The organism is Bacillus sp. N6 (assembly GCF_052805735.1).
The window spans coordinates 410,479-436,228 of sequence record NZ_CM127843.1; the positions used below are offsets into that span (position 1 = coordinate 410,479).

Consider the following 25,750-nt stretch of genomic DNA (forward strand, 5'->3'; position numbering starts at 1 on the left):
TTTTTTTTAGGAATACAAGTATTTCCAAGAGAAAATACTTGTATTTTTTATGACATTTCATATATATTTGTTATTATTGAATGTAAAACCGATTTGGTCATTTTGTATTCATACTTTGACTCACTTCGTTATATAATAAAGTAAGTGAAAGTTAATGGGAAAAAATAGTACGTTTTTGGTTAATACACGATGTAGAAAGTGATATAATTGCAAAATGCATGTATCATTTTCTAAAGAAGGAAAAATATATAATTAGGTGATAACTTCTATGAAACAGATTTGGCGTATTTATAAGACAGATTTACGGAATGTAGCCAAACATTGGGCTGCAATTGTTATTGTTTTAGGATTAATGATTTTACCATCGTTATATGCATGGTTTAACATTAAAGCTTCTTGGGATCCGTATGGAAATACAAAAGAGGTTCCCATTGCAGTTTCTAACCAAGATGCAGGTTCTAATTTAAGAGGGAAAGATATTAATATCGGGAAAGAGATTGTAGACTCCCTTAAGAAAAACAAAAATCTTGGCTGGAAATTTGTAGATGAAAAACAAGCGATTTACGGAGTTGAGCGTGGGGATTATTATGCAAGTATTACGATTCCAAAAGACTTCTCTGAAAAAATTGCAACTGTTCTGGATGAAAATCCTAAAAAACCAGAACTGGATTACTATGTGAATGAAAAAGTAAACGCGATTGCACCGAAGATTACAGCAAAAGGTGCATCAGGTATTACAGAAGAAATTAGTAAAAACTTTGTAAAAACAGCAAACGGTGAGATTTTTAAAATTTTCAATGACCTTGGAATCGATTTAGAAACAAACTTACCAAGTATCGAAAAAGTAAAAGATCTTGTATTTAAGTTAGAAGCGCAGTTCCCAGAAATGAATACACTTATGGATAAGGCATTAGATGATGCAACTCGAGCAGAAGATGTTGTGAAAGTAGCGCAAAAAGAGTTGCCAGTTGTAGAGAGTGTTATGAATGATGGGCAAGAAGCGTTAGGGAATTTAGATAAATTCTTTGCGAGAAATGATGAAACATTGAATCGCGCTCCGGGAACTATTAAGAATAATTTAATGGTAATGCAAAAAGGTTTAGATGGTGCCGCGGCAATTACGGATTTCTTAAAGAATCCATCATTGGATTTCAATCTGGCACTTCCAGATCCATCCAAGTTCCCAGACTTACCGAATATAACCATCCCGCAAATACCAACACTTCCAGAGTTACCGCAAGTGAATGGCGAGGGATATAAAAATATTGCTAAAAATATTAATCAAACTGTAAATAATGTTTTTAGTTCAATACGTGTCGGAACAACTTATGCACAAGGCGTTATAAACGGATTGCAAAATGGTAATTTTGATCCAGAAAAAGCAAAACAAGACCTTAATAAGGTTTCTGAAAATCTTCAAGGTCGTGCAGATAGTGTTTCATATTTAATTGATGTCTTTACTAAATTTAAGGAATTTGCACCAACTGATTCTGGAAAAGACTTCTTCCAAAAACGAATAGATAAATTAACGAATCTTAAATCAGCTATAGAAAATGCAAATGGCGGCGTTAAAGATATCGCTAATATTATTGGTACAGGGCAAGAAGTGAAACAAGATGTCAGAGATGCTGCTAATAAAAAGTTAGATGCAATAAATAACTTGGTAAATCAAGCAGAAGCAGATTATAATGCGACGTTTGTAGCAGATTTTGAAAAAGCAGTAAGCACAGCTGAGCAATTGAAAAATAAGGCTGACAATGTAAAAGAAGATGCTCAGCAGCTTAGAGGCAATTTAAATCAAGATATAAATAAGGCTAATGAGATATTAAACAATGGTAGAGAGAACTATGATCAGGCTGTAGCGGATTATGCAAAACTAAAAACCAGTCTTGAAAAGGCAAAAGAAGATTTAAGTAATAAAGGTGTTAACGGCTTAGATTCTACAAAAGTAGCCTTAAATGAATTAAATGGGCAGTTTAAAGCAAGTTGGAATTTAGTTAATGACATGATTCCAGTTCTGGAAAGTACAAATAAAGTGTTAGCTGATGTGAATAGTGATAAAAACCTTAATGGTACAATTTCTAAGTTAAATAAAGCAAAAGATGGTTTGCAAAAAGGAATGGAGTTAACTGATAAAGGAATTGACGCTATTAATAAAGGTCAAAAACCAGCAGCTGATGTTATTGAAAGTATTAATCAAGTGTCTAAAAGTGTTTCGGGTCAAATTGGTGACATTTTAGCTAAATATGACTCAGAAATCACTCCAAATTTCAATGCAGCAATTGCTCGCACAAAAGAGATGTCTAAAAACACATCTCAAATTTTAAAAGAGGCAGACAAAAAGCTTCCAGATGTTAAAAAATTACTAGAAGATTCATCAAAAGGCTTAGTAGATGGTAAAAAGAAATTAGCAGACATTAAAGCTGAAATGCCAGCTACTGAGAAAAAGATTAAAGAATTAGCAGATAAAATTCGTGATTTTGAATCTGAAGAGGATTTAAAAGACATCATACGTTTATTGAAAAATGATGTTGAAAAGCAAAGTGATTACTTTGCGAATCCAGTAAATTTAAAAGAGAATAAATTATTTGCGATGCCGAACTACGGTTCAGCAATGTCACCATTCTATACAGTGCTTGCATTATGGGTAGGCGCATTATTAATGGTTTCATTATTAACAGTAGAAGTACACGAAGAGGGCGCGAATTATAAGAGCCATGAAATTTACTTCGGACGTTTATTAACATTCTTAACGATAGGTCTTTCACAAGCGTTTATCGTATCGATGGGAGATATATTCTTACTCGGTACGTACGTAGTCGATAAGTTCTGGTTTGTGTTATTTAGTTTATTTATTGGTGGAGTCTTCGTTTGTATCGTATACTCACTCGTTTCTATTTTCGGAAACGTTGGGAAATCGATGGCGATCATTTTACTTGTACTACAAGTAGCAGGATCGGGCGGAACATTCCCAATCCAAATGACACCAGCGTTCTTCCAAGCAATTTATCCGTTCTTACCGTTCACATACGCAATTAGTGCAATTCGTGAAACGGTTGGCGGAATGCTTTGGGATATCGTAATAAGAGACTTACTTGTGTTAAGTGTTTTCGTAGTAGTTATGATTGTTGCTGCGTTATTACTGAAAACACCAATTAACAAATCAAGTGAAAAATTTGTTGAGAATGCAAAAGGAAGTAAAATCATTCACTAAGAAAAGGTTCCTACCGAGAGCGGTAGGAACCTTTTTGTTTAATCGAACTTTAATTTTTTTAATGCGTCTGCGAACGGGTTGTTTAATGGTTCTTCTTCTTTTTTCTGTTGTTTCATATATTTTTGGACGTCACGTTTATCAGCTTTGTTTCCAGATTCTTTTTTACGTCTCTCTTGGAATGTAGAAAGTTTCTCACGATAGCCACATTTACATGCAAAGATTTGACCTGCACCTTCACCACGTAATTCTAGTTTCTTCTTACATTGTGGGCAACGAGCGTTTGTTGTGCGAGATACATTTTTACGATGACCACATTCACGGTCTTGGCATACGAGCATTTTTCCTTTTTTGCCGTTTACTTCTAGCATCGGTTTACCACAGTCTGGACAAGACTTCGTTGAAATGTTGTCATGTTTATATTTTTTATCACTCGATTTAATTTCAGAAACAATTTCTTTCGTATAGTTCTTCATTTCAGAAATGAATACTTCTTTTTTTAGCTTACCTTTTGCGATAGCCTCAAGTTTTTGTTCCCATTCACCAGTTAGTGTAGGGGATTTTAACTCTTCTGGTACTAAATCAAGTAACTGACGGCCTTTTGAAGTAATATGAATATCTTTGCCGCGTTTTTCAATTAAGAAAGAGTTGAAAAGTTTGTCGATAATATCTGCACGTGTCGCTACAGTACCTAATCCACCAGTCGATTTTAATGTATCAGCAAGTTGTTTATTTTGCGTATCCATATATTTTGTAGGATTCTCCATTGCTGAAAGTAAAGTTGCTTCATTAAAGCGTGCAGGTGCTTTCGTTTGGCCTGATGTTTGCATAATTAACTTTACAGTTAATGTATCGCCCTTTTCAATGCGAGGAAGAAGCTGCTCTTTTACGTCATCAGTTACATCATCGTCTTCAAATCGATTTTCGTATACTTCCTTCCAACCAGCATGTAAAATCGTTTTTCCGCGTGCAATGAACGTTTCACTACCAACTTTAGTACGTAATGTTAGTTGCTCGTATTCGAATGCTGGGAATAAAACAGCTAAGAAACGTTTTACAACTAAATCATAAATTTTGCGTTCTTTATCTGTGAATGCTGAGAAGTTAACGTATCCTTCTGTTGGAATAATCGCATGATGATCGCTTACTTTACTATCATCAACAAATGATTTGTTAGGTTTGATAGGCTTTTGTAATACTTTATGTGCGAAGGGACGGTATTCTCCAATACCACATGCTTTTAGACGTTCTGGAAGTGTTCCAACGATATCAGATGAAATGTAGCGTGAATCTGTACGAGGGTACGTTAGCACTTTATGCTGTTCATACAATTTCTGCATAATATTTAATGTTTCTTTAGCAGAGTAACCGAACTTTTTATTTGCATCACGTTGCAATTCAGTTAAATCGTAAAGACCAGGAGAGAATGACTTCTTCTGTTTCTTATCAATTTCCACAACAGTAGCATGTTGTTTATCTAAACTTTTTACAATACCATCAATTTTTTCTTTATTAAAACTACGGCTATTGCCATTTGCATCTTGCCAAGTAAGTTTGAGTTTCTCCATCGTTTGAGCTTCGATGCCGTAGTAAGTTTGAGCTTTGAAGTTCTTTATTTCATCCTCACGACTAGCAATCATAGCAACAGTAGGGGTTTGTACACGGCCGCAATTTAACTGGGCATTAAAGCGAGTCGTTAAAGCACGAGTTGCATTAAGACCGATATACCAGTCAGCTTCTGAACGCGCAACTGCTGAAGCGTATAAATTGTCATAGGCTTTACCTGGTTTTAAATTTGCAAAACCATCTTTAATTGCTTTATCGGTTACAGAAGAAATCCATAAACGTTTGATTGGTTTATTTAGCTTAACTTTATCGATAATCCAGCGTGCGACTAATTCCCCTTCACGTCCAGCGTCTGTTGCTACAATAATTTCATTTACATCTTTTCTAAGTAGCTGACTTTTTACAGCATTAAATTGTTTACCAGTTTGTTTAATAACCGTTAATTTTAAACGCTCAGGTAGCATCGGTAAATCTTCTAAATTCCACTTTTTATATTTCACATCATAACTTTCTGGATCTGCTAATGTAACGAGATGACCTAAAGCCCAAGTTACAATATATTTATTACCCTCAAGATAGCCGTTTCCTTTTTTATCACACTTCAGTACACGAGCAATATCTCGTGCAACGGAAGGTTTTTCAGCGATTACAACGCTTTTTGACATATTAAAAACATCCTTTCAAATTTCCATAAGTTAAATATAGCATACATCTTCTTGAGATTCAGTTTCGCTCCATATTTGAGTTGTTTTTAATGGAGTGAACAAAATCCCAACTGATTAAAGTTTCACTTTATCAGTTGCTTCTATATTAAATAGAAAAGTAAAGAACTTGTTATTTTACTAGAATAAGAGTAGACTTTGAAGTAGATGAATAAGAAACACATGGGAGTTTGTGGATACAAACTGAGAGTATGGCTACTAGTCCGTCATTGACCATTTGAACCTGTTGGATAATGCCAGCGTAGGGAGAGTGTAAAAGCACATGTTCAGGCACTTTGCGTACGCGCAAAGTGTCTTTTTGTGTATCTCCCATCATTATAGTTAGGAGATGAAAAGGATGAATATGAAAGAAATTAGTAAAGTAGTGGATTTGGTGAGAGAATCTAATCCGCTCGTTCATAATATTACAAATGTTGTTGTAACAAATTTTACTGCTAACGGTTTGTTGGCACTTGGGGCATCGCCTGTAATGGCGTATGCAAAAGAAGAAGTAGCAGAAATGGCTAGCATTGCTGGAGCGTTAGTATTAAATATGGGGACACTTCGTCCTGAAGAAGTAGAAGCGATGCTACTCGCGGGTAAATCAGCAAATACGAACAATGTGCCAGTACTATTTGATCCAGTTGGTGCAGGAGCAACTTCGTATCGAACAGAAGTTGCGAGACATATTCCGGCTGAAATCGATTTAGCAATTATCCGCGGAAATGCAGCTGAAATAGCAAATGTTATTAATGAGAAATGGGAAATTAAAGGGGTAGACGCTGGTACTGGAAATGGCAATGTTGTAAGTATTGCAAGGCAGACAGCAGACGAACTAAATACAGTTGCGGTCATTACTGGAAAAGAAGATGTTGTTACAGATGGAGAGAGAACTATTGTTATTCGAAACGGTCACCCTATTTTAACGAAAGTTACGGGAACAGGTTGTTTACTAACTTCTGTAATAGGAGCATTTGTAGCAGTGGAAAAAGATTATGTAAAAGCAGCAGTAGCAGCATTAACGTTTTATGGTGTAGCTTCGGAACTGGCAGCTGCTAAGACCGTGGAAAAGGGACCTGGTAGTTTCCAAATTGAATTTTTAAATCAGTTAGCGAATACTACTGCTGGTGATATTGAGAAGTATGGAAAGATTGAGGAGTTAGAGTAAGGGGGATGAAACACATGATGCGCATTGAAACAAAGAAGATGTCTAAGTTATTACAAGTGTATTTTATTATGGGAAGTAATAACTGCACGAGGGATCCTTTAGCTGTATTGAAAGAAGCGTTAGATGGTGGAGTGACACTTTTTCAGTTTCGCGAGAAGGGGGAAGGTTCTTTAATCGGAGAAGATAGAGTGCGCTTTGCAAAAGAATTGCAGACGCTTTGTAAGGAATATAGTGTTCCTTTCATTGTAAATGATGATGTAGAATTAGCCATTGAATTAGATGCAGATGGTGTTCATGTAGGACAAGATGATGAAGGAATTACATCTGTTCGTGAAAAAATGGGAGATAAAATTATCGGCGTATCTGCTCATACAATTGAAGAAGCACGCTTTGCAATCGAAAATGGAGCAGATTATTTAGGCGTTGGACCTATTTTCACAACGAGTACGAAAAAAGATACGAAAGCGGTTCAAGGAACGAAAGGATTAGCTTATTTTAGAGAACAAGGAATTACAGTGCCAATCGTTGGTATTGGTGGGATTACAATTGAAAATACAGCAGCAGTTATAGAAGCGGGTGCGGACGGTGTTTCAGTTATTTCAGCAATTAGTTTAGCTGAATCTGCGTATGAAAGTACGAGAAAATTAGCTGAAGAAGTAAAGAGAAGTTTGTAGGGAAGGACGTGTAGTATTTTAAGTGCTACATGGAGAAATGGACTGCCCCAAATTTTAAACAAACGTTTGATTAAAAAAGCACAAACCTTTTTAAATAAGGGTTTGTGCTTTTTCTTTAAAACATAATAGAAATTAAAAGCATTCCAATGCCGATAGAAGTAAATGTTGCGATTAAACCTGGAATCATAAAGCTATGATTTAATACGTATTTACCGATACCTGTTGTACCAGTACGGTCAAAGTTAATGGCAGCAACGATTGTTCCATAGTTTGGAATGAAGAAATATCCGTTTACTGCAGGGAACATTGCAATCAGTAGTGCTGGTGGAATACCAAGGGATAGTCCAAGTGGCATTAAGGCACGTACTGTTGCTGCTTGGCTGTACAGTAAAATAGATAGAATGAATAGCGCGATGGCAAATAGCCAAGGTGCACTTGTTACTAAATGCTGAATGGATCCTTGAATCATATTTAAGTTTCCGTTAAAGAAAGTATCTCCCATCCAAGCGATACCGAAAATAGCAACAACTGCTGTTGCCCCTGCTTTAAAGACGTTACCAGACACAATGCTTTCTACATTTGGTTTACAGAAAATAATAATAAGAGCCGCGATAGTTAACATGACCATCTCAATTGTGTTCGGCATGGAAAGGCGAGCTAACTTCCCATCAACTATCCATCCTGGACGAAGTGCTTCAAATGAACCAAGAAGTACAACAAGGAAGGTTCCTACAAGGAAAAGGATAACTGATAATTTTGCGCCCTTTACACCTACAAATTCTTTTTTCTCTTCAAGCTTAGGAATCATTCCTTCTTTTAATCGTTTTAAGTATTCAGGGTCCTCACTTAATTCTTTTCCCATCTTACTAGCAACGAATGCTGCTAACATACAAGCAATGAAAGTGGAGGGAATACTCACTTTTAAAATATCTAATAAAGTGATTTTATAGTCAGCTAACATTGCTAAAAGAGCAACTGTGGCAGCTGAAATTGGACTAGCTGTAATTGCTTGTTGAGAAGCGATTACGGCAATCGACATTGGGCGTTCCGGTCTAATCCCTGATTCACGAGAGACTTCTGCAATAACAGGAAGTACAGAATAGGCAACGTGACCAGTGCCTGCACATAGTGTGAATAAATAAGTAACAATTGGAGCAAAAAAAGTAATACGCTTTGGATTTTTTCGTAATGCCTTTTCAGCTAGATGAACAAGATAGTCCATTCCTCCAGCAGCTTGCAAAGCACCAGCAGCTGTAATTACTGCCAAAATCATAAGCATTACATCGATAGGAGGCGCGGTTGGTTGTAAGTGGAAGACAAAAACGAGTATTGCCATACCAACTCCACCCATTACTCCTAAACCAACTCCGCCTAGGCGTGCACCAATAAAAATACAGAGTAACAAGGTAAGAAATTGTAGCCAAAACATGATAAACTACCTCCGAAATTCATTAGTTAAGATATATTCGAATAGTTTAATTTGAATGAAAATTAAATAAATACCCGAAGAAATCCTTGTTGTTTATACATTTTTTATTATATAACACAAAAAAAGTAACATTCACGTACTTTTTGAAATTATTTTGAAAAAGCAATGCATTAAAAATTTGTATTTATATCTCTAAATAAGTAGACATTTTGATTTATATGTTGTAATCTTTGAAAGAGAATAAATTAATTCTCATAGAACTCCCATATCGTTCAACTCGTTCAGCGAGAAAGGCAAACTGATGGAAACATGAGGACGCAAAACTACAGGAGCTAAGGTCGAAAGGCTACGCTAGCCAGTTACCGGACGGATAGGGTTGGTCTTGGCCAATGCTTTTACATTGGCTTTTTTTTATTCTCGAACATATTGAGAAACATTTTCAAACAAAATATTCATATATTTTGTTTTTTTTGTTTATGTTAATTAAGGAAGGTGGATATTAATGAAAAAATATTGGCATAAGTTATCGTTCCTTCAAAAGAACGTCTTATTAACCGTATTAGTTATTTTGACACTTGTTGGAAGTATGGGTGCACTAAGTTTCAACATGTTTCAAAATAGTATGATGTCTTTATTTGAAAGGCAGTCTATTGAAACAGGAGAAATAGTATTGAAAAAATTGGATGTAGAATTAGTTAGAGACATGGCGAAAGATCCTACAGCCGAAAAAGTGAAAAAAGAAAAGTTAACAGAGAAATTAGATGAAGTGTCAAAAGAATTGAAAAGTGTTGGACAAACGTATGTTACAGGAGCAAAGCCGAATGAAAAGCGAGAATTACAACTCGTTGGTTTGACTACAGAGTTAACAAAAGCGTTCCCTATAAAGCCGGGAGATTATTATGAACAACCCGCTCATTGGATGAAGGCATACGATAAAGTCATTGATACGAAAAAGGCCCAAATGACAGAAGTATATGAAGATGAAATAGGTTCGTGGGTGACAATATTAGAACCAATTACAGATGGAGAAAATAATATTGTTGCAATTATTGCGGCTGACTTAGATGCTTCCATTGTTCCTATTACAAAAGAGAAGTTTATGATACAGGGCTTACTCTTTATCATTATTTCATTAGCAATTGCGACTATTACTCAATTCTTTATCGTGCGTCACTCGTTAGCTCCATTAAAAGATTTACGAGAAGGGTTACGTAAAATTGGTGAAGGTGACTTAAGTATTAAATTAAAAGAAAGACCAGATGATATTGGAATTATTAATGTTTATTTCAATAACACGATTGAAAAATTTAAAGGGATTATAGATAAAGTAAGGCAAACTGCTGAGCAAGTTTCTTCTTCTTCACAAGAATTGTCGGCGAGTACAGAGGAAAACAGCATGGCAGTTCAAGAGATTGCAAGTTCTATTGAAGGTTTAAGAGTAGGGGCACAGTCTCAAAAAACTTCAGTACAACAATGTTTAGGAATTGTACATGGAATGGAAGATAAGGTAGAAGAGATAACTGGGGCTGCGAAACAAGTTGCGGTTGCTTCTGAAGGTATGGAGCAACATTCAATTGAAGGTAATGAAGTGATTGGACAAATTATTAATCAAATGAGTTTAATTCAAAATGCAGTACAAGATTTATCTTCCATCATTTATTCGTTAGAAACAAGGTCAAAAGAAATTAGTGATATCGTAACTGTAATTACAGGTATTTCAAATCAAACAAATTTATTAGCTTTAAATGCTTCTATTGAGGCTTCACGTGCTGGAGCAGCGGGGAGAGGGTTTGCAGTTGTTGCTGATGAAGTACGAAAATTAGCAGAACAAACGGAAGCGTCTGCTAAAGATATAGCGAAATTAATTGGTGAAACACAAGCTGAGACAGAAGATGCTGTAGTTTCAATGCAAAAAGGTTCAAAAGAAGTAGAAACTGGAATTTCACTTGTTCAAAGTAGTGGAAATTTCTTTGAAAAAATCTCCAAATCAGCGCAATCTGTTACAGATCAAGTAAAAGCTGTTTCGGGTAATTCGAGTGACATTTTACAAAATAGCCAGAATATCGTTCAAGTCGTAAATGAATTATCACATATTGCAAACACTTATGCCAACAGCAGTAGTAATGTTGAAGAAAGCATGAAAGAGCAAGAAATATCAGTACAAGATATTGCAGAATTAGCGACTTCTTTAAGTTGGCTTTCTCAGGAATTACAAGAGCTTATTGGTGAGTTTAAAAGCGAATAAGGAGAAAGTTCAATTCTAATCAAAGGGGATATCTCCGCTACTGATTATGAATTGAACGAATCTGCCCGTTAATAAGGGATGAAAAAGGTGTGAATTTTCACACCTTTATTATATTTAAGAGAGGAATTTACATAAATATGAAATTAGCAATTTCTTATAATGAGATGGTAAAAGAATTTTTAGGGAAAGTAGAAGGAAGTATTAAAATACCTAAAGATGTGCAAGGAACGGAACTTAGGATAAAAAGGAAAACTGAACTATTTCCAAATTTGACTCATATTGTAGATTTAATAGGAGCGACTGCAACGTGGTTATATCATATTTCTAAAGAAAAACATATTGTCGTGCTTTATCATGTAAGAGGAAGTTTATTTCCGATTACTATTGAAGTTTCTAATTTTCTCTCCTATGAAAGTTTGAATTTACAGATTGAAGAGCAACTGGAACAAATTAAAGAAATGAATGAGGAAGAAATAGAAGAGTTTCAAAACGGTAATACATTATATGAAATGTCACCTATTATTATTGGTGAAACATATTATGAGCTACAAGACACGAATACATTACAATTTGTATTTAGTAAAAATATGCAAAGTGTAGAAATAATATTTAATAGTGTTAATTGGAAGGAAACAACGATTACTCGTTATGCACAACAAATACAAGGTGTTTTAGTTGATATATCACAAAATACTAATAAGTATATAAAACATTTTAATATTATTACAGAGGCCGAGATGGCACTTTATAGTCAAGTGAATGATACGACAGCAGTATATCCTGAGAAAAGTATCGTCGATATGTTCTATAATACTGTTACTCAATTTCCAAATCGTATAGCTTTATCTTCAAGGGAAGGTACTTTAACTTATGAGGAGCTAAATAAAAAAAGTAATCAAATAGCTCATATGTTAATTAAAAACGGCGTCCAATTAGGAGACTATGTTGGAATATTTATGAAACGTAGCATAGACACAGTAGTAAGTATGGTAGCTATATTAAAAGCTGGTGCAGCGTATGTTCCGATTGATCCAGATTATCCGGAAAGTAGAATACAGTACATTATTCAAGATAGCCAAGCGAAAGTTATATTGATGAAAGAGACGCCTATAACATGTGATGGAGTTCAAACAGTTTCAATGTATGATAGTGAAACTTGTGAAGATATAGATGTAAAGTTGTCTATTCATTGTGATGATGTAGCTTATATGATTTATACGTCTGGTTCAACAGGGAATCCAAAGGGAACGATGTTAGCACATAGAGGGGTTGTTAATCTGTACACTTGGATGCAAAAGCAATATGAATTGACAGAAGAGGATGTATTTGCCCAATTTCCTTCTTTTAGTTTCGATGCTTCTGTATGGGAGTCATTTGCTTCTTTATTCTGCGGAGGAAACTTGTATGTATTATTAGAGGAAGAGCGATTGTCTGTAGAAGCATTTGCAAATGCAATCTATAAAGTGAAAGCAACTTCGATCTTGGCATTAGCAACAATTTTTGTTCGACAAGTAGCAACTTATTTAGCAGAAGAAGATATATATAAGCTAGCTTCCCTAAAAAGAATTGCGATTGGCGGTGAAATGTTGCCTGTAGAGGTTATTAAATTGTGGAGAGAAAGGATAGGTACAAATGTTGAAATTCATAATGTATACGGACCGACAGAATGTACTGTAGTGACGACAACCTATAAAATACCTAGTCAGTTAAATGAGGATGTTGCGAGTATTCCCATTGGTAAACCATGTGCTAATTATCAAGTTATGATTTTGGATGAGAATATGAATCTTTGTCCAATTGGTGTACCTGGTGAATTATATATAGATTCAGTAGGATTAGCAAAAGGGTATTTTAATAAGCCTAATAAAACAATTGAAGCTTTTATTCAGAACCCTTTTAATCCTATAGTTAATATATATAAAACAGGTGATATTGTTAAGTTGTTAGAGGATGGAAATATAGAATTTTTACATCGGAAAGATGATCAAGTAAAGATTAGAGGACATCGTATTGAACTAGGAGAAATCCAAAGTAAAATTTCTCAAAATCATAATATAAAAGAAAATGCTGTTTTTGCTAAGAAGAGTAAGGAAGGTAGCCAATATTTAATCGCGTTCTATACAACTTTAAATAAAAAAGAAATACCAGAATTAGTTTATCAGTTACAAGAGCAATTACCAGATTATATGGTGCCATCTAAACTAATTTATATTAATGAATTACCACTTACACCTAATAAAAAGATTGATGTTAAGAAGTTAGCTCAGTTAGAAGAAAAGTATGAACCGGTTCGTCTACAAGAATATGTTGCACCTTCTAATAAAGCAGAGAAACAAATAGCGCGCGCTTGGGCGGAAGTATTAGGAATTTCAAAAGTTGGAGTGCATGATGATTTCTTTACAATTGGTGGATATTCATTAAAAGTATTACGAGTCTTAACATTGTTAAAAGAAGATTTTTCACATTTAACAATTCAAGATTTCTTTAAAGAAAGAACGATATATGGATTAGCTCGAATTGAGCGAGAAGTAAAAGTAGAGAAAGAAGGAGTATTTCGTGAATATAAAGTGATTCACGAACCAGATACTATTACGTATGCAAACGTTTTGGAAGAAACCCAGATTTCAAATGTCTTTTTAACAGGAGCTACTGGTTATTTAGGATCACACATATTATATGAATTGTTGAGAGATACATCTGCTACTATTTATTGTTTAGTAAGACCAACCAAAGATGTGCAACAAAGAATTATAGATACATTAACAGGCTACTTTAGTGATATATGTGAAGAATGGTTACAGCGTATACAGGCCGTAGCTGGTGATCTGGGGGAAGAGTATCTTGGGATGAGCGAAGAAGAATTTATGTTCATCAGTTCTAAGATGGATACGATAATTCATTGCGGTGCAGATGTAAGACATTTTGGAGATGTAAAACAATTTGAAAATATAAATGTCCAAGGAACTAGCCGTATGCTAGCATTAGCGGAGAAAGGTGCTACATTCCATTTTATTTCTACAATTGGTATCCCGTTAGAATTAGCGGTAGATCAATGGGATACATACATGAAAACTGGTGATTTTAATTACAGTGTAGACTTAGAGAATGTATATTCAAATAGTAAACTACAAGCGGAAAACATTGTTCGTGAAGCAATGAAAAATGGTTTGCGCGGAAATATTTATCGTGCAGGTAATTTAGCATGTCATTCAGAAACAGGTTCGTTCCAACAAAATATTGAAGGAAACGCATTTTATCGTCTTATTAAAACAATGCTATTAATTGGGAAAGCACCAAATGTGAAGTGGAAAGTTGATTTCACACCAATTGATTTTGCTAGTAAATCAATTGTATCGTATTTAAAAGATTCGCAAATTGTAGGAGAGACGTTACATATTTGTCATCCACATCAAATTGAGTTTGAACAATTTATACAGTTAATTGGAGAGTGTGGATACAATCTTGAAATGGTTCCACTTTCAGAATATGTAAATACCGGACTTGAATTAGCGAAGGAAAATGAAGTAATAGCAGAGTTAATTGCTTCTCAAGTTGCAGGAGATGGAGCGCAGCAATCTGAAATTGTAATGGGTACGCGTAGAACGAATGAATGGATTAAGAAAAAAGAATTGATAGTACCAGCAATCAATAAAGAATTTATACAGCAGTTATTAGCTCATGGTGAAAAAGTTGGATATTTTCCAAAAATAATGAAATGATTATGCATGCTTTTGTTTGTTCAATAAAATAAATCATGCTACAATGAAAACGAATTAAGGACCGGGGAGCCAATTGGCTGAGAGGATGTAAGTAAACATCGACCCTCAACCTGATCTGGATAATGCCAGCGTAGGGAGTTACTTAAAGTGATGTAGCATATGTTATTCTATAATAACTTGCATACAAGGCTTTCCTACGCAGTAGGAAAGCCTTTTCTTATTTTTGAAATCTAATTTTATAAGGGGGATTTTATTATGTCACAACAAGTTACAATGTCATTTTCAGTAGTACCACAAGCGAAAACGAAAGATGTATATTCTGTTGTCGATAAAGCAATTGAAGTTGTGCAACAATCGGGAGTTCGTTATGAAGTAGGGGCAATGGAAACAACTTTGGAAGGAGAATTAGATGTACTTCTTGATGTCGTTAAACGTGCGCAACAAGCTTGCGTCGATGCTGGAGCAGAAGAAGTGATTACTTCTATTAAAATCCATTATCGTCCAAGCACTGGTGTAACGATAGATGAAAAGGTTTGGAAGTACCGTGATGAATATGCAAAACCAGAAGCAATCTAAACTTATTACAACTATTTGGCTTATCCTTCTCATTGCGATATGGGAAGGATCTGTTTCATTATTTAAAATCGAACCGTGGATTTTACCAAAGCCTTCTGCCATTGTTCAAGAATTAATTGGGATGAAAGATTTACTATTACCAAATACGATGCAAACACTGCAGGAAGTTATAATTGGACTATTCTTTGCAATTTTATTGGGGACGAGCATCGCAATTATTATGGACGTTATACCGTTATTTCGTATTTTAATAAATCCATTGCTCGTTATTTCGCAAACAATTCCAATTGTTGTACTTGCACCGCTATTTATTATTTGGTTTGGATATGGGATGTTGCCGAAAGTAATGGTCGTAATACTCGTTTGTTTCTTCCCAATTGCGCTTAGTATTTTAGAAGGTTTTCAAACAGTAGATAAAAACATGTTGAAGCTTTTACAAACAATGAAGGCGACAAAATGGCAAGTTTACCAGAAAGTAAAATTTCCAGCAGTGCTTCCATACTTTTTCTCCGGTTTAAAAATTGCAGTTACATATAGCGTAATGGGGGCAATTATCGGAGAATGGCTCGGTGCAAGTGAAGGATTAGGCGTTATGCTTACGAGGGCTACAAAATCCTTTTTGACTGCCCGAGTATTTGGTGTTGCAGCAATCATCGTTATAGTGACATTATGCCTGTATTTTATCGTAGAGTTTATGGCAAGAATAACAGCACCATGGATATATAGAAAGGACGGCAGAAAATGAAAAAAGGTTTGAAAGTTATGTTAGCTGCCTTAGTAGCGGTAGGTGTGGCTGGATGTAATCCGGCGAAGAAAGAAGAAAGTGCAAGTAAAGATCAAAAAGTAAAAGTAGTATTAGATTGGTTTCCAAATACGAATCATACTGGCTTGTATGTAGCGCAAACGAAAGATTATTACAAAAAGCAAGGATTAGATGTAGAAATTATTCAACCAGGTGACAATGTAACAGCAGAGCAAATGATAGCATCAGGAAAAGCAGACTTCGCAATAAGCGCACAAGAAAATGTAACATTAGCTCGTGTGGAAGGAATTCCTGTTGTATCTGTAGGAGCGATTATTCAGCATAACACTTCAGCGTTTGCATCGCTTAAGAAAGATAATATGACGTCACCGAAAGATTTTGAAGGTAAACGTTATGGCGGCTGGGGAGGACCAGCGGAAGAAGCGACATTAAAGACGATTATGGATAAGCATCAAGCTGATTTTAATAAAGTTGAAAAAATCATCTTAGGACAAACAGATTTCTTTAAATCAATCGGCCGTGATGCAGATTTCGAATGGATTTATTACGGTTGGGATGGTATTGAAGCGAAGCGCCAAGGAAAAGAGTTAAATACGATTATGGTGAAAGACTTAGATCCAGCGCTTGATTTCTATAGTCCTGTTATTATTACGAGTGAAAAACATACGAAGCAAGATAAAGACTTTGTGAAAAAGTTTATGAGTGCAACAACAGAAGGTTATAATTTTGCAATTAAGGAACCGAAAGAAGCTGCTGATATTTTAATTAAAGCTGTTCCAGATGTAAATAAAGATTTAGTTCAAGAAAGCCAGAAATGGTTAAGTACGAAGTATCAAGATGATGCGAAAGCATGGGGAGTACAGAAGGAAGAAATTTGGACGAATTACATGAATTTCTTATATGACAACAAAGTTATTAAAAAGAAAATCGATGTAAAAGATGCTTTTACAAATGAATTCCTTCCAAGTGAAAAATGAGCGGATTACAAATAAAAAATATAGTGAAATCTTTCGACGGAAAGAATGTATTAGAGAATATTAGTGCCTCTATACAAGAGGGAGAGTTTGTTTCTTTTGTAGGACAGAGTGGTTGCGGGAAAAGCACATTATTAAACATGATTGCAAATGTTGAAAAACCAACAAGCGGGAACGTAATATATAAAGATAAGCAAGTACAAGAGCAAGATGTTGTTAGTTATATGCCACAACAAGATTTATTACTACCGTGGCGATCAGCTTTGCAAAATATCGTTCTTCCGTTAGAAATTGAAGGAAAGCCGAAAAAACAAAGGCTGACAGAAGGAATGGAAGCATTAAAGCAGTTCGAACTAGATGAATATGCAGACCATTATCCAGATGAATTGTCTGGTGGTATGCGTCAAAGAATTAGTTTTCTGCGCACATATTTATGTGAAAAGCCAATTATGCTGCTTGATGAGCCTTTTGGAAAGTTAGATGCATTTACAAAAATGGAAGTACATAGCTGGCTTTTAAACTCTTGGCATCAAGAGAAGCAAACAATCGTTATGGTGACACATGACTTAGATGAGGCAATCTTGCTTTCAGATCGCGTATTTATTTTATCTCAAAGACCAGCGTCAATTGTTGGCGAGGTACAAGTGAAATTACCTAGACCGAGAACGATGGATATGTTAACATCACTCGAATTAAAAAAGGATAAAGAAGAGATTTTAAGTGTGTTAGCTCCTTATATGAAAAAATAGAAAAAGCCTTTTAACAGTTTTTAGTATAATTACTGTTAAGAGGCTTTTTTTAGAATATGAAAAGATGGAGAAGGAACAAAAGGGAAAATAGAGAATAGAATATAACAGAGTAGTTTATACTCTTAATATAACAAATGTTAAAGGAGTGAAAGGATAAAATGACTTTATCAACTGTTCTTCAAATGGTTTTAGCTTGATATGGGAGAAGTCTGCCCATTTTTTAAGATTAAGCTAAATTGAAGACAGCAGGTAAAGAACCTTAATCCTTTTTTACGATAATATGTAATGGGTAAGGTGTATTCACCTTACCCATTTTTATATGCATAATTAAATAAGGCTTCATACTGTTGGTCTCTCTATTTAGCTTATGGACGATAAGTAAAGGAGAGAAAAAAATGAGTATATTAACAGTAGAAAATTTAAGTCATTCGTATGGTGAGAAAACCATCTTATATAATGCGTGCTTTCGATTATTAAAGGGGGAGCATGTTGGGTTAGTAGGGAAAAATGGGATTGGAAAATCAACACTGCTAAGAATTTTAACAGGAGAACTTATACATGATGATGGGAACATTGAATGGTTTCCACATGTGAAGGTTGGATTTTTGCAGCAGCATATAGATTTACAAGAAGGGATAACAATTGAAGGATACTTGCAAAGTGCATTTTCTAACTTGTATGCAATTGAATACGAAATGTTAAAAATTGCAAAAGAGATGACTGAGGCAGTAGAAGTAGAAAAATTGTTAGTAAGGTATGGAGAGTTACAAACTATATTGGAAAACTCTAATTTCTATCAAATTCATACAGAAATTGAAGAAGTAGCAATTGGTTTAGGGCTGTTTGAAATAGGATTGGAAAAGGATGTTTCAAAGTTAAGTGGAGGACAGCGGACAAAGTTATTACTAGGAAAGCTTCTTCTAGAAAAAGCTGATGTTTTATTGCTAGATGAACCAACGAACTATTTAGATACAGCACATATAGAATGGTTGCAATCGTACTTGAAGTTGTATGAAAAAGCTTATATTATCATTTCGCATGACGAAGTGTTTTTGAACAATATTACGAATGTCATTTACCATCTAGAAGAACGAAAAGTTAAGCGATATGTAGGGGATTATGAAAAGTTTTTACAAAGTTATCAAGTGCAAAGGAAACAATTACAATCGGCGTATGTGAAACAACAAAAAGAAATTGCTCAGTTAGAAACATTTATTCAAAAAAATAAAATTCGAAAAGCAAAACAGGCAAAAAGTCGAGAGAAAGTATTGGAGAAAATGCGAAGGGTTGAAAAGGTAAATAATGTACCTCAGTCCTGTTTTGCTTTTACTGTTTATAATGAACCAGTAAGTCGTATATTACAGGCTGAGAAACTAAGAGTGGGTTATAGTGAGCCGTTATTTCCAGACTTGAATTTACAAGTGAAAAAAGGAGAAAAGATAGCTATTGTTGGTCAGAATGGTATTGGAAAAACGACAATATTAAAAACATTATTAGGTCAAATAAAGCCGCTAAGCGGTTCGATTTTTGTTGGGGACCGAGTAAATCCTGCTTATTTTGCACAGGAAGAGTTTGCTTCAGAAATAACACCATTAGAGAAAGTTTGGGCACAACGACCAGATATGACAAAGAAAGAAGCGCGCCAAGCATTAGCGAAGTGTGGATTGAAAGAAGAACACGTATTAAAACCTATTCGTTTATTAAGCGGTGGAGAGCAAACGAAAGTGCGTTTATGTGAACTTATCGTAACGAAAAGCAATGTTTTAATTTTAGACGAACCGACTAATCATTTGGATGTAGAAACTAAGATGGCTTTACAGGAAGCGTTACAACAATACAAAGGAACGATTTTAATTGTCTCACATGAACCTTCTTTCTATGAATCGTGGATAACAAAAGTATGGAATATAGAAGATTGGAATGCTGAACAATATGAATAAAGAAAAGGCATTAGCTTTTATGAGCTAATGCCTTTTCTTTGTGATTAACATGATTTTCGAGAACTCTTACATGAGAATTGTATGAAGAAGCACTCTTATGGTGCGCTTATAAGCGTGCTTTTTCTTTTGTTATATTTATAATAATACGAAAGCCTTTCCCTAACAGGTGACTATCTTTCTTTATATATATAGATAGTTCAAAACGGAATGAAAATAATTCCTATATGTAAAGGATAATGTGGATATTATAGGAAGACAATAGAAATTAAAGGAAATTCATGTAAAATTCAAGTGAACTTCATATAAACTTCATATTAGAAACTAAATATAATTATAATAGGTTATTATGATATTTTTGATTTTTCATAAAATTAAAAGTTTGAATTTAGGAAGTCTTGCTCGAACCTAAATTCAAACTTTAGTGAAATAATTAATGGATATTACGTCTAGTTTTCGCTAATGACGGCATTTAAAATTTCGGCAGGATTACCTGTTCCTGCACCACCAATTGTAATAGATCCACCAGGAGGAATTTCGCCATTCCATCCTGCGTTTGTAATTACATAATGATTATTTGTTTTACTACTAATTTTAGAATCCCAAACTTGTGTTAAATTGCCGCTATAATCAAATTCTAATTTCCAATTTTTAATAGGAGTCGTTCCATTATTTTTGATTATAATCGAGAAGTTATAACCGCTGCCCCAATTCGAAGTGACTGAAAATGTAGCAGTGCCATTTCCATCAGGAGGTGTCGTATTAGTTTCATCCGTTTTGACAGTAAGAGCGGTAGGTTGTGATTTATTTCCAGCAGCATCTTTGGCAATTACTGAAAATGTGTATTCTGTATTAGGTTTTAAGTTTTTAATTGTAATGCTATTTGTTGTTGTACTCCATTTCTCTTCTCCAGCAGTAATTTCATATTCCGTAACTCCTACGTTATCAGTAGATGCAGTCCAGTTTAATTGAACTGAGTTTGAATTTTTATTCGTAACTACAATATTTTTAACATTCGTTGGTGGCTCAGTATCTTTTTGACTAATAGGTCCACCAAGTAATTCTTTTACTAGCGTATCAAGTAATTTTGGACCACTACAACTATATTTTGGACTTGTACGGCAATCCCCGCTTAGTTCCCAAAACATTGCTCCACTTAAACCCTTCGTCTTTATATAGTCTGTTTTATATTTCATAGATTCATTGTCATCGTAGCTAATAAATGTGCCTGTAGTCGCATTATATAAGTAAGGTACTTTAGCTGTGTCATTCCAGTAGCGTACAAAACCATTTTTATTAACGTAATTGGCTGCTAAATCACCGTAATCATACACACCTGTGTCACCGGTAGAATAATCATCCCAAGTACCTTTAGAAGCAAGTTTCCCATCGCTACCTGGTTTGCAAGGTTGATATTGTCCGTTATTTTCTTTGCCACAACTTTTCCAGCCACGTCCGTAAAAGGGTACGCCTAATACTAGTTTATCGACTGGAACACCTTCATTTGTATAAACATTTATAGCACCATCTACGTAAAAATTCGTATTTGCTGCTGGATCATTTGGATCCTTATATAGAGCTGCATTATGATTAGAAGTAGCTTCCCATCCGCCGTGGAAATCATATGTCATAATATTAATCCAATCGAGTATTTGAGAAATTTTCTTTAGCTCTGTATGATCAGCGTAGCGTTGGCTTGCACCTGAAGCGATTGTTAGTAAATATTGTTTGCCATCTTCAGTACCTGCTTTATTCAAAGCATTTCGGACGTCTTGAAGAAGGAGAGTGAAATTTTGTTTATCTTCAGGACGATAACTACCACCAGGAATCGTTTCAACGCCCGGATATTCCCAGTCTAAATCTACGCCATCAAACCCATATGCGCGAAGAAAAGCTACTGTAGATTCAGCAAATACTTTTCTTGTTTTTTCATCAGCGGCCATATCAGAAAAGCGGTTAGACCAAGTCCAGCCACCAACGGAAATAATTGTTTTTAAGTGAGGATATTTAGCTTTTAATCGTTTTAGTTCTCCGAAATTTCCGCAACGGGCATATTTATCGCAATCTTCCCAAGTTGTACCTGAGCCAGGATACGATTTGGTAACATCAGCCCATGGTTCCCCGAGTACGAGAGTACCATTAGGAACCTCTTTATTTTGCAATGGTACACCAGATTCTTTACAGTTCCACGTTTGTTTATTTGGATTATCAGGATGAGTAGAAGGGTTTCCATGTTTTCCATTCCAACAAATATCCGCGAAAGCATAGTTAAGGTGAGTAAGTTTTGATGCATCAATGTCAGCAACTTGATAATTACGTCCGTAAACGCCCCACGAAGGAAAGTACCCAACAATTTTTTGATTTTGCTTTGGTGAATCTGCTAATGCGAGATTTGGAGTAATAAAATTTGTGAGAAAAAGAGGTAAGAAAAGTAGTAGAGATAGTAATAGCAGTGTGAATTTTTGAGACCTCATAGCCATTTCTCCTTTCAAAATAAAAGATATATTTAAAGGCATACGCCAATAAATCAAAATGAATCTAGACGTATGAAACGTCTAGATAAAATGATCAGACATCACGAAGTCTATACAAGGGAGCTGGGGGTGATTAAATCGTAACAAATGTAAGATTTAGTGTAAACGCTTTATTCAGTTGTAAAAGACTTTCTCAATACAAAAAGGCTTGAATACAAACTATATATGAAAACGAAAGATCGGTATGGGAGGAAATAGCTCATTATAAATAAATTTGAGAAAAAATTGTATGGAGCCAATTATTAAAGACGTAGAAAGATAAGGAAATATCATGTAAAATAATAGTAAAAATATGTAAAGGAGGGAATAGTGTGGATGTGTTTTTGAACATTGCTGAAGAAAAAATTCGAAAAGCAATACGGAACGGTGATCTTGATTATCTTCCGGGAAAAGGAAAACCACTACAATTAGAAGATTTTTCAATGGTACCTCCAGAACTTAGAATGAGTTATAAAATTTTAAAAAATGCGGGAATGATTCCACCAGAAATGGAACTACAAAAAGATATATTAAAAATAGAGGATCTAATTGCTTGCTGTTATGATGAAGAAGAGAGAAAGAAATTAAGAGAAGAGTTAACAGTAAAAACGCTTCGTTTTCAGCAGGTAATGGAAAAGAGAAAGATTAAAGATAGTTCAGCTTTTCGTATGTATCAAGAAAAAGTATTTCGTAAATTACGCTAAGAGGGATAAGATGACTACATTTAAAACGATAGAAGAATTAGCGACCTATATCGAAGAACAACAATTGGTACTTCTGTTTATTAAAACGGAAAATTGTGGTGTTTGTGATGTTATGCTAAGAAAAGTAAATTGCGTATTAGAGAATTATGATTACGTAGAGAAAATAGAGATATTACTACAAGACATGCAAGAGATTGCGGGGCGATATGCCGTATTTACAGGACCGACAATTTTATTATTTTATAATGGAAAAGAGATCCTTCGAGAATCGCGCTTCATTTCACTTGAAAATCTAGAGAGAACCATTCAATTATTCGAGGAATAAGGGAGGCTTTTATATGGAATTTATTATTGTCATACTATTATTTGTTGTAGTTGGAATAATTGTAACAGCAGTTCGATCGAACAAAAAGAAGGTAAATCTTACAAAACAAAATAACATTCATAATTCATCTAACAGCTCATCACCATTATTTTTCTTTGCTGGATCTGATAATGATAGCTCGCATGATGGTGGCTCACATGATTGTGGAGGGTCTTTTGGGGGAGATAGCGGAGGAAGCTGCGGTGGTGATTGATGAAAATGCGCCTTATATAGGCGTATTTCTTTTTAAACAAACGTTTGATTAGTCGGCTTACATATGCATAAACACAGTTAAACAAACGTTTGATTAATATTTTTAACATACTAAGGGGAATGGAAATGAAAAGGGAACCGAAAGTGAAAAATAAGGGGAAAGTAGTGTTGTTTTTATTAGCTGCGGGAGGTGTAATTCTTGTTAAATTAGCATTTAAATTTGGAACAATACATATGATTCGAACTTGGTTTGAAAGTACGTTTTCTTAAATAAGGAATATAGCCTCTTGCGATAGAGGTTTTTGATTTGTTATCATTAGACTGAACGGTCGGTTTAAAGAGGTGTGAATATGAGAAGAAGTGCAGAAGAGATAAAGAAAGAAATTGCATATAAAGCAGAAAGTCTATTTTCACAGAAGGGCTATGCAGCTACATCTATGGAAGAGATTTGTGAAATTACAGAGCGAAGTAAAGGAAGCATTTATTATCACTTTAAAAGTAAAGAAGAATTATTTTTATTTGTAGTGAAACAGCATACGTATGATTGGGTTGAAAAATGGAATGAAAAAGAGAAGTTGTATAGTACTAGTACTGAAAAACTATATGGTCTCGCGGAATATCATGTAGAGGACATACAGCAACCAATTTCAAATGCAATAGAGGAATTCTCTATGAGCCAAGTTGTAAGTAAAGAGATTCTGGATGAACTGTTAGCTTTAACTAGAGAATCATATGTTATGTTTGAGAAATTAATTGAAGCAGGTATACAGTCTGGAGAGTTCCGTGAAGATAATGCTCGTGATCTTATGTATATTGTGAACGGATTATTATCAGGGCTTGGAGTACTTTACTACGAGTTAGATTATAAAGAGCTGAAACGTATTTATAAAAAGGCAATAGATGTATTGTTAAAAGGAATGGCAGCTGAATAATAAGTCAGTTGCTTTTCTTACAAAACAAATTAGACCGAACGGTCGGTTTATGGAAGGGGGATGAAAGTGAAAGCTTTATTTAAAAACCGAGCATTTATGCTCGTTATGGCATCTGATATTTTACAACAATTTGCAATTTGGATCAGAAATATGGCTCTTTTATATTTCATAATGGAGCGGACAAATAATGATCCAGTTTCAGTGTCTCTATTATCTGTCATGGAGTATGCACCTATCTTTATTTTCTCGTTCATTGGTGGTGCATTAGCAGATCGCTGGAATCCGAAAAGAACAATGGTCGCTGGAGATTTGTTGAGTGTACTGTCTATTATAGGAATTGTCCTGTTGTTAAAGCTGGATTATTGGCAGGCTATATTTTTTGCAACACTCATTTCCGCGATTGTAGGTCAGTTTTCTCAACCGTCATCGTCGCGTATATTTAAGCGCTATGTAAAAGAAGAACAGGTAGCAAATGCGATTGCATTTAACCAAACATTACAGTCATTATTTATGATTTTTGGACCAGTTGTAGGATCAATTGTGTATACACAACTTGGCTTATTTACATCACTATATAGTTTAATCATTCTATTTTTGTTATCGGCTATCGCCCTTTCATTTTTACCAAAATGGGTTGAAAAAGAGCAAGTGGCAAGAGATTCATTAAAAAATGATATAAAAGAAGGATGGAAATACGTTCTTCACACGAAAAATTTACGTATGATTACGATCACTTTTACAATTATGGGTTTAGCTGTTGGATTAACAACTCCATTAGAGGTGTTTCTTGTAATTGAACGTTTAGGCATGGAAAAAGAAGCTGTTCAATATTTAGCAGCAGCTGATGGAATAGGTATGTTAATCGGTGGTATTGTTGCTGCAATTTTCGCTTCAAAAGTGAATCCGAAAAAGATGTTTGTATTCGGTATGGGCATATTAGCGATATCATTTTTAGTAGAAGGGCTATCTACATCATTTTGGATTACTAGTTTCATGAGATTTGGAACAGGTATTTGTTTAGCTTGTGTTAATATTGTTGTCGGTACGCTTATGATTCAACTTGTACCAGAAAATATGGTTGGAAGAGTAAATGGGACGATTTTACCACTGTTTATGGGGGCAATGCTAATTGGAACTTCACTAGCTGGAGGATTAAAGGAACTAACTTCACTAGTTACTGTATTTTGTATAGCGATGGCACTTATTTTATTAGCGATAGGGCCAGTTCTACGTATGCAAATAAAGAAAGAAGCTGTCGCTAATAAAGAGGAACTAACAAATTCGTTAGCTTCGAAATAACTATTGTAAGGGA

General features: G+C 34.9%; 19 protein-coding genes and 3 riboswitches. Of the genes, 16 read left to right on the forward strand and 3 right to left on the reverse strand.

Annotated features, from left to right (window positions below; translation table 11 throughout):
* The first annotated feature begins 268 nt into the window (after positions 1–268).
* Entirely contained in the window at positions 269–3,214 is a 2,946-nt protein-coding gene (locus tag ACUXVC_RS02155; protein ID WP_090978211.1) for a YhgE/Pip domain-containing protein, read from the forward strand.
* 38 nt (positions 3,215–3,252) lie between these two features.
* Here ACUXVC_RS02155 and topB read toward each other — a convergent pair whose 3' ends face one another.
* Complete coding sequence (gene topB / locus ACUXVC_RS02160) at positions 3,253–5,442, reverse strand: DNA topoisomerase III (protein ID WP_095691470.1); 2,190 nt, start codon at positions 5,440–5,442, stop codon at positions 3,253–3,255.
* Between the two features lie 209 nt (positions 5,443–5,651).
* Positions 5,652–5,764, forward strand: a riboswitch (TPP riboswitch).
* 72 nt (positions 5,765–5,836) lie between these two features.
* Between topB and thiM the strand changes: the two genes are divergently transcribed.
* Positions 5,837–6,646 (forward strand): hydroxyethylthiazole kinase, encoded by an 810-nt coding sequence (gene thiM / locus ACUXVC_RS02165; RefSeq protein ID WP_053565352.1) that lies wholly within the window; start codon positions 5,837–5,839, stop codon positions 6,644–6,646.
* A 14-nt stretch (positions 6,647–6,660) separates the two neighbouring features.
* On the forward strand, positions 6,661–7,320 hold the full coding sequence (thiE, locus tag ACUXVC_RS02170; RefSeq protein ID WP_141241123.1) for a thiamine phosphate synthase: 660 nt from the start codon (positions 6,661–6,663) through the stop codon (positions 7,318–7,320).
* 115 nt (positions 7,321–7,435) lie between these two features.
* Here the strand turns inward: thiE and ACUXVC_RS02175 are convergent, their stop codons facing one another.
* Positions 7,436–8,749 carry an anaerobic C4-dicarboxylate transporter family protein gene (locus tag ACUXVC_RS02175; RefSeq protein ID WP_064532153.1) on the reverse strand — a complete coding sequence of 438 codons (1,314 nt, stop codon included), beginning with the start codon at positions 8,747–8,749 and terminating at the stop codon, positions 7,436–7,438.
* Between the two features lie 282 nt (positions 8,750–9,031).
* Positions 9,032–9,116: riboswitch (cyclic di-GMP riboswitch) on the forward strand.
* A 135-nt stretch (positions 9,117–9,251) separates the two neighbouring features.
* Here ACUXVC_RS02175 and ACUXVC_RS02180 point away from each other — a divergent pair.
* From ACUXVC_RS02180 to ACUXVC_RS02210, 7 genes are all read left to right on the forward strand, one after another.
* Positions 9,252–10,994 (forward strand): methyl-accepting chemotaxis protein, encoded by a 1,743-nt coding sequence (locus tag ACUXVC_RS02180; RefSeq protein WP_000761077.1) that lies wholly within the window; start codon positions 9,252–9,254, stop codon positions 10,992–10,994.
* A gap of 137 nt (positions 10,995–11,131) precedes the next feature.
* A complete protein-coding gene (locus ACUXVC_RS02185; protein WP_098976617.1) occupies positions 11,132–14,713 on the forward strand; it encodes a non-ribosomal peptide synthetase family protein in 3,582 nt (1,193 codons plus the stop codon).
* A 52-nt stretch (positions 14,714–14,765) separates the two neighbouring features.
* Positions 14,766–14,867: riboswitch (TPP riboswitch) on the forward strand.
* 101 nt (positions 14,868–14,968) lie between these two features.
* Positions 14,969–15,289: an MTH1187 family thiamine-binding protein gene (locus tag ACUXVC_RS02190; protein WP_000082906.1), complete on the forward strand. Its 321-nt coding sequence runs from the start codon at positions 14,969–14,971 to the stop codon at positions 15,287–15,289.
* The gene (locus ACUXVC_RS02195; protein ID WP_001057164.1) at positions 15,261–16,034 is read left to right on the forward strand and encodes an ABC transporter permease; all 774 of its coding nucleotides are present in this window, start codon (positions 15,261–15,263) and stop codon (positions 16,032–16,034) included. Before ACUXVC_RS02190 ends, ACUXVC_RS02195 begins: the two co-directional genes overlap by 29 nt.
* Positions 16,031–17,029 (forward strand): ABC transporter substrate-binding protein, encoded by a 999-nt coding sequence (locus tag ACUXVC_RS02200; RefSeq protein ID WP_000715573.1) that lies wholly within the window; start codon positions 16,031–16,033, stop codon positions 17,027–17,029. The genes ACUXVC_RS02195 and ACUXVC_RS02200 overlap by 4 nt, the downstream gene beginning before the upstream one ends.
* Complete coding sequence (locus ACUXVC_RS02205; RefSeq protein WP_098976616.1) at positions 17,026–17,775, forward strand: ABC transporter ATP-binding protein; 750 nt, start codon at positions 17,026–17,028, stop codon at positions 17,773–17,775. Before ACUXVC_RS02200 ends, ACUXVC_RS02205 begins: the two co-directional genes overlap by 4 nt.
* Before the next feature lie 395 nt (positions 17,776–18,170).
* The gene (locus ACUXVC_RS02210; RefSeq protein WP_064532160.1) at positions 18,171–19,715 is read left to right on the forward strand and encodes an ABC-F family ATP-binding cassette domain-containing protein; all 1,545 of its coding nucleotides are present in this window, start codon (positions 18,171–18,173) and stop codon (positions 19,713–19,715) included.
* A gap of 446 nt (positions 19,716–20,161) precedes the next feature.
* Here ACUXVC_RS02210 and ACUXVC_RS02215 read toward each other — a convergent pair whose 3' ends face one another.
* Positions 20,162–22,186 carry a glycosyl hydrolase family 18 protein gene (locus ACUXVC_RS02215; RefSeq protein ID WP_064532162.1) on the reverse strand — a complete coding sequence of 675 codons (2,025 nt, stop codon included), beginning with the start codon at positions 22,184–22,186 and terminating at the stop codon, positions 20,162–20,164.
* Positions 22,187–22,557: 371 nt separating this feature from the next.
* Here ACUXVC_RS02215 and ACUXVC_RS02220 point away from each other — a divergent pair, with 371 nt between their 5' ends.
* From ACUXVC_RS02220 to ACUXVC_RS02245, 6 genes are all read left to right on the forward strand, one after another.
* Positions 22,558–22,929: a DnaJ family domain-containing protein gene (locus tag ACUXVC_RS02220; RefSeq protein ID WP_017657409.1), complete on the forward strand. Its 372-nt coding sequence runs from the start codon at positions 22,558–22,560 to the stop codon at positions 22,927–22,929.
* Positions 22,930–22,939: 10 nt separating this feature from the next.
* Positions 22,940–23,254, forward strand: coding sequence for a thioredoxin family protein (locus ACUXVC_RS02225; protein ID WP_064532164.1), 315 nt, complete (start codon positions 22,940–22,942; stop codon positions 23,252–23,254).
* Between the two features lie 13 nt (positions 23,255–23,267).
* Complete coding sequence (locus ACUXVC_RS02230; RefSeq protein ID WP_089170349.1) at positions 23,268–23,507, forward strand: hypothetical protein; 240 nt, start codon at positions 23,268–23,270, stop codon at positions 23,505–23,507.
* Positions 23,508–23,632: 125 nt separating this feature from the next.
* Positions 23,633–23,776, forward strand: a complete 144-nt coding sequence (locus tag ACUXVC_RS02235; protein ID WP_000817985.1) for a hypothetical protein — start codon at positions 23,633–23,635, stop codon at positions 23,774–23,776.
* Between the two features lie 80 nt (positions 23,777–23,856).
* Positions 23,857–24,438, forward strand: a complete 582-nt coding sequence (locus tag ACUXVC_RS02240) for a TetR/AcrR family transcriptional regulator (RefSeq protein WP_001254447.1) — start codon at positions 23,857–23,859, stop codon at positions 24,436–24,438.
* Between the two features lie 66 nt (positions 24,439–24,504).
* Positions 24,505–25,737: an MFS transporter gene (locus tag ACUXVC_RS02245; RefSeq protein ID WP_098975830.1), complete on the forward strand. Its 1,233-nt coding sequence runs from the start codon at positions 24,505–24,507 to the stop codon at positions 25,735–25,737.
* The last annotated feature ends 13 nt before the right edge of the window (positions 25,738–25,750 follow it).